Origin of the sequence: Lentzea flava (assembly GCF_014648475.1) — a bacterium.
Classification (GTDB): Bacteria; Actinomycetota; Actinomycetes; order Mycobacteriales; family Pseudonocardiaceae; genus Lentzea; species Lentzea flava.
In genome coordinates, this window is record NZ_BMRE01000017.1 from 130997 (window position 1) to 146320 (window position 15324).

General features: G+C 70.4%; 11 protein-coding genes and 1 pseudogene. 6 read left to right on the forward strand and 6 right to left on the reverse strand.

The window, feature by feature from the left end:
• Window positions 1-55 precede the first annotated feature (55 nt).
• Window positions 56-1531, reverse strand: coding sequence for a sigma-70 family RNA polymerase sigma factor (locus IEZ09_RS20885; RefSeq protein WP_189255400.1), 1476 nt, complete (start codon window positions 1529-1531; stop codon window positions 56-58).
• 190 nt (window positions 1532-1721) lie between these two features.
• On the opposite strand from IEZ09_RS20885, the pseudogene IEZ09_RS20890 reads away from it, so the two are divergent.
• Window positions 1722-3401: pseudogene (locus IEZ09_RS20890) on the forward strand (glycoside hydrolase family 15 protein); the annotation flags it as partial.
• On the opposite strand, the gene IEZ09_RS20895 reads toward IEZ09_RS20890, so the two are convergent.
• The 4 genes from IEZ09_RS20895 to IEZ09_RS20910 all read right to left on the reverse strand — a co-directional run bounded on the left by IEZ09_RS20895 (window position 3367) and on the right by IEZ09_RS20910 (window position 6920).
• The gene (locus IEZ09_RS20895) at window positions 3367-4188 is read right to left on the reverse strand and encodes an SCO6745 family protein (RefSeq protein ID WP_189255402.1); all 822 of its coding nucleotides are present in this window, start codon (window positions 4186-4188) and stop codon (window positions 3367-3369) included. The pseudogene IEZ09_RS20890 and the gene IEZ09_RS20895 overlap by 35 nt on opposite strands.
• 23 nt (window positions 4189-4211) lie before the next feature.
• Window positions 4212-4955, reverse strand: coding sequence for a DUF899 family protein (locus IEZ09_RS20900; RefSeq protein ID WP_229812783.1), 744 nt, complete (start codon window positions 4953-4955; stop codon window positions 4212-4214).
• 70 nt (window positions 4956-5025) lie between these two features.
• Window positions 5026-6237: a sensor histidine kinase gene (locus IEZ09_RS20905; protein ID WP_189255404.1), complete on the reverse strand. Its 1212-nt coding sequence runs from the start codon at window positions 6235-6237 to the stop codon at window positions 5026-5028.
• Window positions 6234-6920 (reverse strand): response regulator transcription factor, encoded by a 687-nt coding sequence (locus IEZ09_RS20910; protein ID WP_189255405.1) that lies wholly within the window; start codon window positions 6918-6920, stop codon window positions 6234-6236. Before IEZ09_RS20910 ends, IEZ09_RS20905 begins: the two co-directional genes overlap by 4 nt.
• A gap of 133 nt (window positions 6921-7053) precedes the next feature.
• Here IEZ09_RS20910 and IEZ09_RS20915 point away from each other — a divergent pair, with 133 nt between their 5' ends.
• Genes IEZ09_RS20915 through IEZ09_RS20935 form a run of 5 tightly spaced genes read left to right on the forward strand, consistent with a single transcriptional unit; the run spans window position 7054 to window position 12901 of the window.
• Window positions 7054-8247, forward strand: a complete 1194-nt coding sequence (locus tag IEZ09_RS20915; RefSeq protein WP_189255406.1) for an ABC transporter ATP-binding protein — start codon at window positions 7054-7056, stop codon at window positions 8245-8247.
• A gap of 13 nt (window positions 8248-8260) precedes the next feature.
• Window positions 8261-9550 (forward strand): ABC transporter substrate-binding protein, encoded by a 1290-nt coding sequence (locus IEZ09_RS20920; protein WP_189255407.1) that lies wholly within the window; start codon window positions 8261-8263, stop codon window positions 9548-9550.
• Window positions 9547-10842, forward strand: coding sequence for a carbohydrate ABC transporter permease (locus IEZ09_RS20925; RefSeq protein WP_189255408.1), 1296 nt, complete (start codon window positions 9547-9549; stop codon window positions 10840-10842). The genes IEZ09_RS20920 and IEZ09_RS20925 overlap by 4 nt, the downstream gene beginning before the upstream one ends.
• Window positions 10839-11744 carry a carbohydrate ABC transporter permease gene (locus tag IEZ09_RS20930; protein ID WP_189255409.1) on the forward strand — a complete coding sequence of 302 codons (906 nt, stop codon included), beginning with the start codon at window positions 10839-10841 and terminating at the stop codon, window positions 11742-11744. Before IEZ09_RS20925 ends, IEZ09_RS20930 begins: the two co-directional genes overlap by 4 nt.
• The gene (locus tag IEZ09_RS20935; RefSeq protein ID WP_189255410.1) at window positions 11741-12901 is read left to right on the forward strand and encodes an ABC transporter ATP-binding protein; all 1161 of its coding nucleotides are present in this window, start codon (window positions 11741-11743) and stop codon (window positions 12899-12901) included. The genes IEZ09_RS20930 and IEZ09_RS20935 overlap by 4 nt, the downstream gene beginning before the upstream one ends.
• 31 nt (window positions 12902-12932) lie before the next feature.
• On the opposite strand, the gene IEZ09_RS20940 is transcribed toward IEZ09_RS20935, so the two are convergent.
• Entirely contained in the window at window positions 12933-15260 is a 2328-nt protein-coding gene (locus IEZ09_RS20940; protein WP_189255411.1) for an ATP-binding protein, read from the reverse strand.
• Between the last annotated feature and the right edge of the window lie 64 nt (window positions 15261-15324).

Below are 15324 nucleotides of genomic sequence, written 5' to 3' on the forward strand. Positions count from 1 at the left end.
CACCTCAGGTGGACAAATGCGCCGTTCATCGGTTGCTGGTGTGCCGCTGACGGGCCTAGCTGATCGTGACCTGAACGGTCACCCGCACCGATCCAGCGGTACCGGTGATCGTGCCGCTCTGTGCCTTCGGCCCCGCCTGCAACCGCACCCGGAACGTCATCTTCTGACCCGGCGCGAGCGTCTGGCCGCCGCCGCACGTGATGGTGTCCTTGCCAGCCGGGCAGCCGACCGATCCCTCCGGCACCTTGCCAGGACCGACCGCCTTGATCTTGTCCGGCAGGGTCAACGTCAACGTTGGCACGGTGGCCGGGGACGAGCCGGTGTTGGTGATGGCGATGTCCATCTCGTCGGGCGGGCCCTCGGTGCTCATCGCGATGGTGCTCGGTGCCTCGCCGGACAGGGTGCCCTCACCCGGCGCGCCACCGGCGGCAGTGGTGGTGGTCGTCGGTCCGTTGGGCCCGCTCGGCACGATGATCGGCGTGGCGGCACCGGTGGAGGTTCCGCCGGTCGTGGTGCCGGAGGTCTGGGTGGTGGAGCCCGGCGTGGTGGTCGGCGTGACAGCGGCCGTGGCGATCGTCGACGTGGACGGCGCGGCGCCCGGCGGAGTGACGGTGGTGTCCGACGTGACGACACCCGAACCGGCGACGACCACGACCGCCGCGGCCGAGGCGGCCACGCCGAACCACGACGTCGCGCTGATCGACGCCGCCGCGCCCTTGCTCGCCGCGGCCAGGTAGCCCGCGGTGCCCGTGCCGAGCACGATGGGGGCGACGAGACCGCGCAGCGCGCCGTTCACGTCGGCCAGTTCGCTGGCGAGCGAGCGGCATTCGGCGCAGTCGTCGAGGTGGGCGTCGAGCTGCATGGCCTCGCGGCCCTTGAGTCCGCCGCGCGTCCAGGCGCCGAGCTTGGTGACCGTGGTGCGGCAGCGTTCCGGTGGTTCCGTGGCGACGTGCGCCTGCAGGAACGCCTTGCGCAGGCCTTCGCGGGCGCGGAACGCCATCGCCGAGACGCCGTTCGCGGTCAGGCCCAGCAGCGGTGCGATCTCGCCGGGCGACTGGCCCTCGATCGCGGTGTGCCACAACACCGTCTGCCAGCGTTCGGGCAGCGACGCGAACGCCGTGGCCGCGAGCGCCTGGTCGAGGTCCTCCACCGCCTTGTCGCGGAACGGCACGCTCGTCGCCCGCACGGCGCCGGGGATCTCCTCGACGTCGCCGGCCAGTTCGAGCCGCTTCTCCTTGCGCGTCCGGTCATAGGCGGCGTGCCGGACCGCCGTCAGCAGGTACGGGCGGAACGCCGCGCCGGGACCGCCGCCGGTGCGCAGCGCGGCGAGCACCTTGGCGAACGCGTCGGCCACCAGGTCGTCGGCGTCGGAGGGTGAGGAGGACAACTGCATCGCGAGGAGGTTGGCGGCGCGCACGTGGCGTTCGTACAGCTTGCCGTAGGCCTCGATCTTGCCGTCGCGGACAGCGTCGATCAGGTCGGCGTCCGACGGCGGTCGACCACGCTGCCCGATCAAAGAATGCCGCCTCACGTCATGCCCACCACTGATATGCGGACCCTATCGAGATGACTCAACGCGAACAATCCACGCATCCGTACTTGATGTAATAAGAAACCTTTAGGCCGGACCTAAGTCTTGACCAACACGGGTCCGATGGCCCTGTCGCGTTCCTACTTTCGCTGTCGTGACGGACTTCCTGACCGAGTTGCCGGTGCGCGTGGCCGTGCCGATCGAACGGCACAGCCTGCTCTCCGACCGCCGTGCCCTCGCCCTTGTCACGCCCGGCGCGGACGTGACGTGGCTGTGTCACCCCTCGCCGGACTCGCCGGCGTTGTTCGCCGCCCTGCTCGGCGGCTCCGGCCACTTTTCCGTGCGGCCGCAGAAGGATCAACTGCCGTTGGGCCAACGGTACGTACCCGGCACCATGACCGTCCAGACCCGCTGGACCGGCCTTCAGGTCACCGACCACCTCGCGGCGAACCTGGTGCGCACCGTCGAGGGACGCGTGCCCGCTGTCGTGGAGTTCGCGCCACGGCCCGACTTCGGCCGCGCGCCCGTGGTCCTGGAGCGCGTCGCCGGCGGACTGCGGGTCGCCGGAACCCCGATCGTGCTGCGATCTCCCGGTGTGGACTGGGAGATCACCGGCGGCACTGCCACCGCTGTGATCATCCCGCCTTTCGTGCTGGAACTCGAGCTCGGCGGACCGTCCGAAGTGGACACCGACTGGCTGGACTGGTCGGCGGCGCTGCGGCTGCCGGCGACCGAGCCCGCTCTGGTGCGAAGATCCGCACTCACGCTGCGCGCTCTGTGCCACCGCGACACCGGTGCCGTCCTGGCCGCCGCGACCACCTCGTTGCCAGAGCAGATCGGCGGTGTCCGCAACTGGGACTACCGCTACTGCTGGCTGCGAGACGCCGCTCTGACCGTGCAGGCGTTGGTGTCGCTGGGATCCACGGACGAGGCCGAAGCGTTTCTGAACTGGTTGCACGGCGTGCTGGAAACGGTCTCCGGCCCGGAGTCGCTGAACCCGCTGTACACGGTGCACGGCAGCGCCCTCGGCCCGGAGACGGTGATCGACAGCCTCCCCGGCTACGCGGGTTCCGGTCCTGTGCGCGTCGGCAACCTCGCCGACCAGCAGGTGCAGCTGGACGTCTTCGGCCCGGTCACGGACCTGGTCCACGACCTGGCACTGGCGCGCGGCTCGCTGGCCGACCGGGAGTGGGACGTCGTCACCGCGATGGTCCGGGCCGTGGCAGCGCGCTGGTCCGAACCGGACCACGGCATCTGGGAGGAACGCCACGTGCCCCGCCACCGCGTGTACTCCCGCGTGATGTGCTGGCAGACCGTCGACCGCGCCATCGCACTGGCCTCGCGCTTCGACCGTCCACTCGACCCGGAGTGGCTCGTGCTGCGTGACACCATCGCCGCCGACGTCCTGGAAAACGGCTGGAACCCGGACGTCGGCGCGTTCACCACGGCCTACGACGGCACCGACCTCGACGCCGCTTCCCTGCACGTGGGCCTCTCGGGTCTTCTCGACCCGTCCGACGACCGCTTCCAGGCCACGGTCGTCGCGGTCGAGGAGACGCTGCGCAGCGGGCCGACCGTCTACCGCTATCTGCGCAACGACGGCCTGCCCGGTGACGAGGGCGGGTTCCACCTCTGCACGACGTGGCTGATCGAGGCCTACCTGAAGGTGGGCCGGCGGGCCGACGCCGAGGAGCTGTTCGAGAGCTTCGTGCGGCTGGCCGGGCCGACCGGGCTGTTGCCGGAGGAGTACGACCCGGTCGCCGAACGATCACTGGGCAACCACCCGCAGGCCTACTCGCACCTCGGGCTGATCCGGTGTGCCCGGCTGCTGGACGTCACCGCGACCCCGCGGCCGCCAGCTTCGCGCTGATCGGTTCGAGCTCCGCGATCAGCTCGTCGAGCTCGGCGGGGGAGAGGGACTCGTACGGCGCGACGGCGAGGTCGTCGGTCAGGGCCTCGATGCGCTGCTGCGTCTCGCGGCCCGCGTCGGTGAACCGGCCGCCGGCGTCGACGAGTCCCCTGTCACGCAGGCCGGCCATCACTGCGGCCAGCCGCTTCTTCGGCAGGTGGTGGATGCGCCCGAACGACTCCGGCGGGTGGATGCCCTGCGCCAGCGCGGAGAGCATGTGCGCCTCCGTGCCCCCGATGCGGGCGCCGACGAGGGCGGCGATGTGCCCGTCACCGCGGTGCTCGCGCAGCACGGTCGCGGAGTGCCAGAGCCGGGCGACCGGGTCGCCCGGCACCGGCAGCGTGCGCATCGCCGCGTACATCACCCGGCCCTCGACGGGTGCGCTCGTCGCGGCCTTCGTGGTCAGGTCGGCCGCGCGCACCAGGCCGGGGGAGCCGTCGTCGCCGAGGATCCGCCGCAGGGAGGCCGCGCTGCCCCGTTCCCGCGCCGCGACGGACGCCTCCGGCGGGATCGTCTCCCACGCGCTCGGGATGTGCCGCGCGACCTCCCCTTCCGCGAAGTTGTAGAAGGCCGCGTGCACGACCTGCGCCGGCACCCGCCCCAGCGGTGCGGCACGACTCGCGAAGTAGCCGTCCCAGTAGGTGCGGTGGCCGAGCGCGGCCAGCTCGTCGTTGCACTCGTCGGCGAAGAAGGTGACCAGGCAGATCGGCTCCAGCAGCTCGTGCATGCGCCGAGCGAGATGAGTCATGGCCACCATCATGCCGACGGGTGTCAGTGGCAGTGCTCGTTCCGGCCGAGCGTCTCCACCGGACCCGCGCCCGGCCTGCTCCACTGCGGAGCGGGACGACTCGTCGGCCCCCAGGTCGGGTTGCCCTGCGCGTCGGTCCGCCAGTACCAGCAGGCGTCCCGCCCCTCCGGCCAGCCCTCCGGCTTGTCCTCCCACTTCTCGCCGCGGCCGTAGGGCGTCATGTCGAGCAACGCGAACGACCCGTTGACGCGCTCGGTGCCGCGCCCGGTGGTCCGGTAGGTGAGGAACACGCGTTCCTCGTCGCGCAGGAAGCACGAGAAGTAACCCATGTCGCCACCGATCGGCGCGGGCACGTCCCGCACCGAGTACCACGGCTGTGGGTAGCCCATGAACTCGATGAACGGCTTCACCTCGTCCCACGCGCCCACGGTCAGGATGGCGAACGAGACTCCGCGTGCGTGGAGATAGGCGGGGTTCGTGAGGTGCACGGGCACCCAGGTGCAGCCCTCGCACTGGCCCTGGTGCGGTGCGCCGTCCCACCACATGTGCTGGTAGACCACGAGCTCGTCGCGGTCTTCGAACAACGAGATGAACGGCACCGGGCCGTTCGCCCCGGTGACGAGTGCCTTCCCGTCCACCTCGACCATCGGCAACCGGCGGCGAGCTGCGGCGATGGCATCCCCTTCGCGGGTGTGCGCCTTCTCGCGGACCAGCAGCTCTTCCCTCGCGGCTTCCCAGGTGGCGAAGTCGACAACGGGCGGTTTCATGCGTCCTCCAAGCAAGTCCGTACGGCTTACACAGAGGGGTCGAAGCCGGTTCCGCCGTTTCGACATCGGGTCAGGGATGACCTCGCCACAATCTCCAGGCACGCGGGCTGGCCGGCGAGTGGTGGCTGTTGGCCTCCCCGAACCGCAGCCGCACCCGAGCCCCGCCCAGCCGTCCGCGTTCGAGGTGGATCGTGCCGCCGGTGGCCTCGGCGGCGGCACGGGCGATGTCCAGCCCGAGCCCGGTCGAGCCGCCCCCGCTGCTGCCCCGGTGCAACGCCGACGACGGGTCCGCCACCCCGGTGCCACCGTCCTCGACCACCAGCGTCACCCACCCGGCGTGCCGCACGACCGACACGCCGACGGGTGCGGCCGCGGGCGTGTGCCGGAAGACGTTCTCCAGCAACGCGTCCACCACGGCCCCCAGCGCGTCGGGGGACAGCGGCACCCAGGCGGGTTCGCCGACGTCGATCTCGCACACCCGTCCCTGGTTGGCGGCGTGCGCGGACCAGAACGCCATCCGCGCCTCGACCACCGACGCCACGTCGCACGTGCTCGGCAGCTCACCCTCGGCGGGCTGCAACGCCTGGATGATCCGGTCCACGTCGTGGCCCAGGGTGCTGACAGCACTGCGAATCCGGTCGGCGACCGGCCCGGAGCCCACCGCGTCGGCGTCCAGTCTCAGCGCGGCCAGCGGTGTGCGCAGCCGGTGCGACACGTCCGCGATCATCTCGCGTTCCTTCGCCAGCAACTGGGAAGTGCGCTCGGACGCGGAGTTGATCGACGCGGCCAGCGCCTCCAGCTCCTGCGGCCCGCTCAGCCGCACGCGCTTTCCACCGGACGAGGCCAGCACGCGCAAAGCGTTGATCACCGGCGTGAAAGGCCTGTGCCCCAACAAGACCGCCGCTCCCAGCGCCGCCAGAGCGATACCGAGGATCGGGAACACCTCGACCGGGAACCGCGCCGAACCCGGGACGACGGACACCACGGCCCCGCCGGCGGACGCCACCGGCGACCCACCTCCGGCACCGAGCCGAGTGCCGTCCGCGAGCACCACGGACAGCCGTCCCTCAGCTCCGGCGGCCGTGCGCGCGATCGTCCCGCGAACGTCGTCGGCGTCGGCGGACACCGCGAGCACCGCCGCCACCACCGCCGCGTCCCGCTGATCAGCCGCGGCGACCTCGGCGGAAGCCCGGGAGAACACCAGAAACCCAGCGGTGGCGAGGAACACCGCCGTCACCAGCCCCGCCGCCACGAGCAGCGCGCGGGTGACGACCGATCTCATTCCGGCGCCGCCAGCTTGAACCCGACACCCCGGACCGTGTGCAGATAACGAGGATGGGCCGCCGTCTCACCCAGCTTGCGCCGCAACCACGACGCGTGGACGTCGATCGTCTTGTCGTCGCCGACGTACGGATGTCCCCACACGGCCTGGATGAGCTCCCGCCGCGAGATCACCCGCCCAGGCCGCTGCGCGAGATAGGCCAGCAGGTCGAACTCCCGTCTGCTCAACGCGAGCGGGCAGTCACCGAGCGTGGCGATCCGCTGCGCGAGGTCGACCGAGAGATCGCCGAGAACCACGACCTCCGAGGGCGCGACCGAGGAACCACCCGTCCGGCGCAGCAGCGCGTTGATCCGCGCCGCGAGGTGTTCGGACGAGAACGGTTTCACGATGTAGTCGTCGGCCCCGGCGTTCAACGTGCTCACGACCGAGTTCTCCGCCCCGCGCGCTGTGGCCACGATGACCGGCACGTTCGACACGCCGCGCAGCATCCGCAGGGCCGCGACGCCGTCCAGATCCGGCAGCCCGAGGTCGAGAATCACCAGGTCCAGCTCGTTCGTCCCGGCCTCGCGCAGAGCCGCGACCGCGGTGCCGACGGCCTGCACGACGTGCCCGAGGTCGGTCAGCGCGTGCACGAGCGCCGCCTGCACCACCGGGTCGTCCTCGACCACCAGCACCTTCGACATACACGCAGCGTAAGCAGCGAACCCGCCGATGGGGAGAGGTGTTTCGAGCTTATCGAGATCGTGTTTCGTCCTTAAATCTCCCTTAGGGCGGACAGCCCTACCGTCTGCAGTCACACCGAACCAGGGAGTTGGCGTGGCAGAAGTCGTTCTGACGGGTCTGGGCAAGGCGTACGGCGACGGCACCCGTGCGGTCACCGACCTGAATCTCGAGATCCGCGACGGTGAGTTCCTGGTGCTCGTCGGCCCGTCGGGCTGCGGCAAGACGACGGCGCTGCGGATGATCGCCGGGCTCGAGCAGATCACCGAGGGCACGATTCGCATCGGCGAGCAGGTCGTCAACGACGTGCCGTCGCGTGACCGCGATGTGGCGATGGTGTTCCAGTCGTACGCGCTCTACCCGCATCTGAACGTGTACGACAACATCGCCTTCGGCCTGACGCTGCGCAAGCTCGCGAAGTCCGAGATCGACCACCGGGTGCGCGAGGTGGCCGAGGTCCTCGAACTGACCGAGCACCTCGACCGCAAGCCCCGCAACCTCTCCGGCGGCCAGCGGCAGCGCGTCGCGATGGGCCGCGCGATCGTGCGGGCACCCCAGGCGTTCCTGATGGACGAGCCGCTGTCCAATCTGGACGCCAAGCTGCGCGTGCAGATGCGGGCGCAGATCGCGCGCATCCAGCGCGAGATCGGCGTGACGACCGTCTACGTGACGCACGACCAGACCGAGGCCATGACGCTGGGCGACCGCGTCGCGGTGATGAGACGCGGTGTCCTGCAGCAGGTCGGGCCGCCGCAGGAGCTCTACGACCGTCCGGTGAACCTGTTCGTCGCCGGGTTCATCGGCTCACCGGGCATGAACCTCGTGTCCGCGCGGCTCGACGAGAACGACGGCAGGTTCTGGGTGTCGCTCAACTCCGACGCCCTGCTGCTGCCGGAGTCCGTTCTGCGGCAACGGCCCGCGTTGCGGCAGTACGTCGGCCGCGAGGTCGTGGTCGGCATCCGCCCGGAGGACATGGAGGACACGGCCCTGGCCGACGCGCGCGAGGGTCAAATCCTGCACTCCGTCGCCGACCTGGTCGAGGCGATGGGCTCGGACGTCCTCGTGCACTTCCCGGTCGACGTCCCGCCCGTGGTCACCGACGACACCCGCGAGCTCGCACGGGACGCCGGAACCGACGACCTGCCGAAGACCACCGGCAAGGGAACCGTCCTGGTTGGACGGTTCAGCCCGCGCACCCGCATCTACGAAGGACAACCCGTCGCCGCCTGGGTGGACACGTCCCGGCTGCACTTCTTCGACCCGGCCACCGGGTCTTCGATCTGGAAGTAGAGGAGAAGCTTCAATGAGGAAGCAGTTCATCGCGTTGCTCGCGCTCGCCGCGGTCGCAGGGGTGGCCGCGTGCTCGGGAGGTGCCGCGGGAACCAGCGCGGAGGACCTCAAGGGCCAGACCGTCGAGATCGTCGGCCCGTGGACGGGTGACGAGCAGAAGAACTTCGAGAAGGTGCTGGCGGCGTTCACCAGCAAGACCGGCGCCGAGGTCAAGTACACACCGGCCGGCGACGAGCTGCCGACCGTGCTGCAGACCAGAATCTCGGGCGGGACACCGCCCAACGTCGCGCTCATCGCCCAGCCGGGCCTCGTCGCCCAGTTCGCGCGGGCGGGCGCGTTGAAGCCGGTGAACGCGGACGTCGAGAAGGCCGTCACCGAGCACAACGCGGCGGTGTGGAAGCAGCTCGGCAGCGTCGACGGCAAGCTGTACGGCTTCACCTTCAAGACCGCCAACAAGTCGGCGTTCTGGTACAGCGAGAAGGCGTTCAAGCAGGTCGGCGCGACGCCGCCGGCGACGTGGGACGACCTGATCAAGACCAGCAAGGCCATCGCGGAGACGGGCCTCGCGGCCGTGTCGGTCGGCGGCGCGGACGGCTGGACGCTCACCGACTGGTTCGAGAACGTCTACCTGCGCACCGCGGGACCGGAGAACTACGACAAGCTCGCGAAGCACGAGATCCCGTGGACCGACCCGACCGTGCGCAAGGCGTTGGAGGAACTGGCGAAGCTGTGGGGCGACCCGACGCTGATCGGCGGCGGCGCGCTGCAGACCGAGTTCCCCAAGTCCGTGATCAACGTCTTCGGCGAGCCCGCCAGCGCCGCGATGGTCTTCGAGGCGGACTTCGTGGCGAGCGTGATCACCACGAACACCAAGGCGAAGGTCGGCCAGGACGCCAAGTTCTTCCCGTTCCCGTCGGTCGCGGGCAGCAAGGACGCCGTGGTCGCCGGCGGTGACATGGCCGTGCAGTTCAAGGACGACAAGGCGACGACCGAGCTGATGAAGTTCCTCGCCTCGCCGGAGTCCGGGGAGATCTGGGCCGGGCTCGGCGGCTTCCTCTCGCCCAACAAGGACATCAAGTCCTCGGCCTACCCGGACGACGTGACCCAGGACCTCGCCAAGCGGATCGTCGACGCGGGCGACAACGTGCGGTTCGACATGTCCGACCTGGCACCCGCCGCGTTCGGCGGCACGAAGGGCGCGGGGGAGTGGAAGGACCTCCAGGACTTCCTCGCCGACCCGAAGAACGTCGACGGCATCATGCAGCGGCTTGAGGCCAACGCGGCGAAGGCGTACGTCAAATGAAGCTCCGTCAGAGCGTGGACGCCGCGCCGGGGCGCTCGCCCCGGCAGGCGATCCCGTTCCTGCTCCCCGCGCTGGTCGTACTCGCGGCGCTCGTGCTGTACCCGTTGGTGTTCTCGCTGATCCGCAGCTTCTTCGACGCGGGCGGTGACGAGTTCGTCGGCCTGCGCAACTACGTCGACACGTTCACCGACCCGCGCACGCTGACCGCGTTCCGCAACAACGTGATCTGGGTGGTGGTCGCCCCGGCGGCCGTCACCGGCATCGGGCTCGTCCTCGCCGTGCTCACCGAGCGCATCAGGTGGGCGACGGCGTTCCGGCTGGTGCTGTTCATGCCGATGGCGATCTCGCTGTTCGCGTCGGGCATCATCTTCCGGCTCGTCTACGAGGAGGCGCCGGAGCAGGGCGTGGTGAACGCCGCGCTGGTCGGCGTGCACGACCTGTTCAGCCCGTCGTCGCAGTACCCCGGCGCCCGGCCGCGTGACGGTTACACGCGAACGGAAGAGGGCTACGTGGCCACTGCTCCTTCGCGGGCGGGCGACACGGTCATGGTGCCGCTGACGGGTTTCTCGCCGCAGGAGGTGCCCGCGCGGGCACTCCCCGCGTCGCAGCCGGCGACCGGCAACGGTGAACTGCGCGGCCTGGTCTGGCTCGACGTCTCGGTCGGCGGCAACGCGGGCAAGGTCGACCCGATCGAGCGCGGCCTGCCAGGAATCGGGCTGGAAGCCGTGCGGGACGGGAAGGTGGTGGCCCGCACGACCACCGGTGACGACGGCAGGTTCACCTTCCCGGACCTGGCCTCGGACGAGGTCGTGGTGCGGCTGCCGGCGTCGAACTTCGCGCTGCCGTTCCGCGGCCTGACGTGGCTCGGCCCGTCGCTGATCACGCCGGTGATCATCTCGTCCTGGATCTGGATCATGACCGGGTTCGCGATCACGTTCATCGCCGCCGGGCTCTCCGCGATTCCCCGGGACGCGCTGGAGGCCGCGCGGGTCGACGGCGCGACGGAGTGGCAGGTGTTCCGCCGCGTCACGATCCCGTTGCTGTCGCCGGTGCTGCTGGTGGTCTTCGTGACGCTGGTGATCAACGTGCTGAAGATCTTCGAGCTGGTGTTCGTCATCGCGCCGGGCTCTGTGCAGTCCGAGGCGAACGTGCTGGCCCTGCAGATGTGGCAGGTGTCGTTCGGCACGGGCGGCGACCAGGGCGCGGGCAGTGCGCTAGCGGTGATCCTGTTCCTGCTGGTCGCCCCGGCGATGCTGTTCAACATCCGCAGATTCCGACGGGAGCGGTCGTGACCCTGGTGGCAGAAGAGGTCCGCATCGAGGTGCCCGTGTCCGGGGCTCCGAAACGGGGCGTGGTGTCCCGGCTCGTGTCCCGTCTCGGCAACGGGTTCGTGCAACTGGTGCTCGCGCTGGTGGCGCTGTTCTGGCTGGTTCCGGTGTTCGGCCTGCTGATCGCGTCGTTGCGGGACGAGTCGGCCAACACCGCGAGCGGCTGGTGGACGGTGTTCACCAAGCCCTCCGAACTGACCCTGGACAACTACGCGGACCTCGTCGCGAACCAGGCGGTGTGGCAGTCGTTCCTCAACACCTTCTACATCGCCGTTCCCGCAACGGTTCTGGTCGTCGTGATGGCGGCGCTGGCGTCGTACGCGCTGTCGTGGATCGAGTTCCCCGGCCGCGAGACGCTCACGGTCGTCGTGGTCGGGCTGCTGGTGATGCCGATCCAGGTGGCGCTCATCCCGGTCGCCAAGCTGTTCGGCGCGTTCGGCCTCTTCGGCACGATCACCGGTGTGGTGCTGTTCCACGTCGCGTTCGGCCTGCCGTTCGCCATCTTCCTGCTGCGCAACTTCTTCACCGGCATCCCGCGCGACCTGATCGAGGCGGCGCGGATGGACGGCGCGACGGAGTGGGTGATCTTCAAACGGGTGGTGCTGCCGGTGGCCAAGCCGGCGATCGCGTCGCTGACGATCTTCCAGTTCCTCTGGGTGTGGAACGACATGCTGGTGGCGCTGGTGTTCGCGGACCAGGACTCGGCGCCGATCACCGTGGCGCTGCGGGCCCAGCTGCGCCAGTTCGGCACCAACATCGATCTGCTCGCCACGGGCGCGTTCCTGTCGATGGTCGTGCCGCTCGCGGTGTTCCTGGTGTTCCAGAAGTACTTCGTGCAGGGCGTGCTGGCGGGGTCGACGAAATGACCGCCGTCGCGCTGCGGGACGTGAGCCTCGTCTACCCCGGCGGCACGGTCGCCGTGAACGACGTCAGCCTCTCCGTGGCCGACGGCGAGTTCGTCGTGCTGCTCGGCCCGTCGGGCTGCGGCAAGTCGAGCATTCTGCGCATGGTCGCGGGTCTGCAACGCCCGACCCGCGGCCAGGTCGTCCTCGACGGGGCTCCCGCGGACGACGTCCCCGCCCGCTCGCGCGGCGTGTCGATGGTGTTCCAGGACTTCGCGCTGTACCCGCACCTCACCGTGGGGGACAACATCGGTTTTCCACTGGACGTGAGCGGGTGTCCCCGCCAGGAGCGCACCGAGCGGATCGCCGAGGTGGCGGACGCGTTCGGCATCGGCGACCTGCTCGGACGGCGGCCGGCCGAGCTGTCCGGCGGGCAGCGGCAGCGCGCGGCGATGGCGCGGGCGATCGTGCGCGGCCCCCGTGTGCTGCTGATGGACGAGCCGCTGTCCAATTTGGACGCCGTGCTGCGTTCCGGTCTGCGCGCGGAGATCGCCGGCCTGGCGCGTTCGCTGGGTTTGACGGTGTTGTACGTGACGCACGACCAGATCGAGGCGCAGACCATGGCCGACCGGATCGCGGTGCTGCGCAACGGTGTGCTGGAGGACGAGGGCCTGCCCGACGAGGTCTACCGGCACCCCGCGACGATGCACGTGGCCGCGTTCCTCGGCAGCCCCAGGATGAGCCTGTTCAGGGCGTACGTGCAGGTCGTCGTCGACAGTCACGTCGCGCTGCACGTCGGCGGCCAGGTGATCGACCTGCCGTGGCCGGACATGCGCGCCCGTGCCGTCGCCCACTACGACGGCGAGGACATCGCGGTGGGCGCCAGGACCGAGGCGCTGCGGCCCGCCCCACCCGGCTCGTCGGGCTCGGTGCTGACCGGGCAGGTGCGGCACTTGGAGCACCACGGGCACGAGACGCTGGTGTCGGTCGACGTCGGCGCGTGGGGTGTGGAGCCGAGCGGTCTGCACGAGCTGCGCACCGGGGAGCTGGTGCTGCGGGTGCGGCCGGACGTGCGGCCCGTGCGGGGCGAGCACGTGGGCGTGCACCTGTGCCTGGAGCAGCTGCACTTCTTCGACCTGGCCGACGGGCGGCGGATAGGGCCACGCGGCCGCCGCCGCTGAACGGGTGGCGGACCTGGTGCGCCGCATCGCCTCAGCCCGTCAGCGCCGCCGCCAGCTCGCTCGCCGTCCCCCGCACGGCAGGCGTGTCGTACCGGTCGCACTCCGCCAGCGCCCGCACCCGCAACTCCCGTGCCTCACCCACTTCCCCGGCAGCGTCGGCCAGTTCCGCCAGCCGAGCCATGATCTCGATCCGGTGGTCGGACAGCCGGGCCTCGTCCAGCGCGGACAGCAGCTGCACCTTGGCCTCGTCGAGCCTGCCCGCGTCCATCAGCACGATCCCGCGGTTGTGCCGCACCCGCGCGACACCGGCGGTCGTGCCGTGCCGCAGGAACAACGACTCCGCCTCGTCGAGCATCTCCAGCGACGCCAGCACTTCGCCGGCGGCGGCCAGGTTGGTGGCCAGGCGGATGAGCATCATCGACAGCAACCCGTCGTCGCCGCCCACCTTGCGGTGCTGCATCACGCCGCGTTCCTGCACCTCGATGGCCTCGTCGACGGAGCCGACCGAGCCGAGCATCAGGCCGAGCAGGGACAGCGCCAGGTTCTCCCCGATCAGGTAGCCGGCCTGCTCGAACAGCTCGACGGCTCGGCGGCCCAGCCACACGGCCTTCTCCGGTTCGCCGACCCGCCGCCGGATCGCCGAGCCGTAGTACCAGGTCCACGCCTCCGTCACGGTGTCGTCGACCAGGACCGCCGCCGCCCGTTCGTGCACGTGCAGAGCGTCGTGGGGCTGGCCGCACAACGCGTAGAGCGCCCACGAGAGGTAGTTCAGCTGCTCCGCGGTGTCGCGGGTGTTGCCCAGCGCCTTGGCCGCCTCGGCGCCCGCGCCGAAGACCTCCCGCCACAGCTCGCCCACGCCGTGCATGTCCGAGTACCAGTGCATCGCCTTGGCCAGCGCGAGCACCTGTTCGTGCTCACCCAGCTCCACCGCCGAACGCAGGGCGCCGCGCCAGTTCTCCAGTTCCAGCGCGAGCCAGCGGCCGGCGGATTCCCTGTCCCGCACCGAATCCGCCGCGTCGTGGTCGAACATCCGCGCGTTGCGGGTGGCGACGGAGAGCAGCCAGTGCCGCAGCCGGGTGCCGACCTCCCTCACCACGTCCGGGTCCTCGTCCAGTTCGAGGCGTTCGACGGCGAACACGCGCAGCAGGTCGTGGCACGTGTAGCGGCCGGGGGTCTCGCTGATGCCGAGGAGGTTCGCGTCGGCGAGCTCCTCCAGGGCCTCGTCGGCGCCGTCGACGAGCACCGCGGCCAGGTCCGCGCTGAGGTCAGGACCGGGAACGAGCGCGAGTCGACGGAACAACGTGGCCGCGCCGGGGCTCAGCTGATGGTAGGAGATCTCGAACGCCGCCCGCACCTGCAGGTCGCCCGCCCGCAGCACCGACAGCCGGCGCCGCTCGTCCGCCAGCTGGTCGGCGAGGTGCGCGATCGTCCACTGCGGTCTGCCGGTGAGCCGGTTGCCCGCGATCAGCAGCGCGAGCGGCATGCCACCGCACAACGCCGCGAGCCGGGACGCGGCCTCGGGTTCGGCCGCGACGCGGTCCTCGCCCGCCACCGCGCCCAGCAGTGCCACGGAACGGTCCAGCGGCAGCAAGCCGACCGCCAGCCGGTGCCGGGCGTCCAGTCCCGTCAGGGTGTTGCGGCTGGTCACGACCACCAGCGTGCCGGGGCTGGAGGCGAGCAGCGGCCGGACCTGGGGCTCGTTCGCCGCGTTGTCCAGCACGAGCAGCACCGCGCGGTCGCGCAGCAACGAGTGGTAGAGCGACAGCTTGTCGTCCCGGTCTGCCGGGATCTGGCGTTCGTCCACACCGAACGATCTCAGCAGCCGGTGCGCGGCCCGTTCCGGCGTCAGCGGCTCCGCGTCCATGCCGCGCAGGTCGAGGAACACGCAGCCGTCCGCGAACCGCGTGCCCAGCCGATGCCCGGCGTCGACGGCGAGCGCGGTCTTGCCCGCGCCGGGCGGGCCGTGGACCACCGCGACCTGAAGATGGGACGCGGACGCCGCTTCGGCCGCGAACCTGGTCAACTGTTCCCGCTCGGCTTCCCTTCCGGTCAGTTCCACGAGAACGGGCGGCAGTGAGTGCGACATCACGACGGAGCTGGGGAACTCGGGCTTTTCCTCGGCGGAGGACATTCGGCCCGCGCGGGCGAGCGCGGTGAACTCCGCGGCCTCGTCGCCTTTCAGGTCGAGCCCGCTGATGAGCAGTTGCACGGTTCGCAACTGCGGCGTCAGCGTCCGGCCGCGTTCCATGTCACTGATGGCGCGCATGCTCAGGCCGGTGCGTTCCGCCAGTTCTTCCTGGGTCAGCGGAATGCGGGACCGGTAGAAGCGCAAGAAGTCCCCGAAAGCAGATGTCCCCACGACTCACTAGATGGTTGATTCCAAGGTCAATGGTCGTAGGCGGTCAGTGATCGTTTGACTGGCT

Coding starts and splice junctions, on each gene's coding strand:
- IEZ09_RS20905 (WP_189255404.1), bottom strand. CDS start 6,237: ATGAGATCGGTCGTCACCCGCGCGCTGCTCGTGGCGGCGGGGCTGGTG.
- IEZ09_RS20920 (WP_189255407.1), top strand. CDS start 8,261: ATGAGGAAGCAGTTCATCGCGTTGCTCGCGCTCGCCGCGGTCGCAGGG.
- IEZ09_RS20935 (WP_189255410.1), top strand. CDS start 11,741: ATGACCGCCGTCGCGCTGCGGGACGTGAGCCTCGTCTACCCCGGCGGC.
- IEZ09_RS20895 (WP_189255402.1), bottom strand. CDS start 4,188: ATGACTCATCTCGCTCGGCGCATGCACGAGCTGCTGGAGCCGATCTGC.
- IEZ09_RS20900 (WP_229812783.1), bottom strand. CDS start 4,955: ATGAAACCGCCCGTTGTCGACTTCGCCACCTGGGAAGCCGCGAGGGAA.
- IEZ09_RS20925 (WP_189255408.1), top strand. CDS start 9,547: ATGAAGCTCCGTCAGAGCGTGGACGCCGCGCCGGGGCGCTCGCCCCGG.
- IEZ09_RS20910 (WP_189255405.1), bottom strand. CDS start 6,920: ATGTCGAAGGTGCTGGTGGTCGAGGACGACCCGGTGGTGCAGGCGGCG.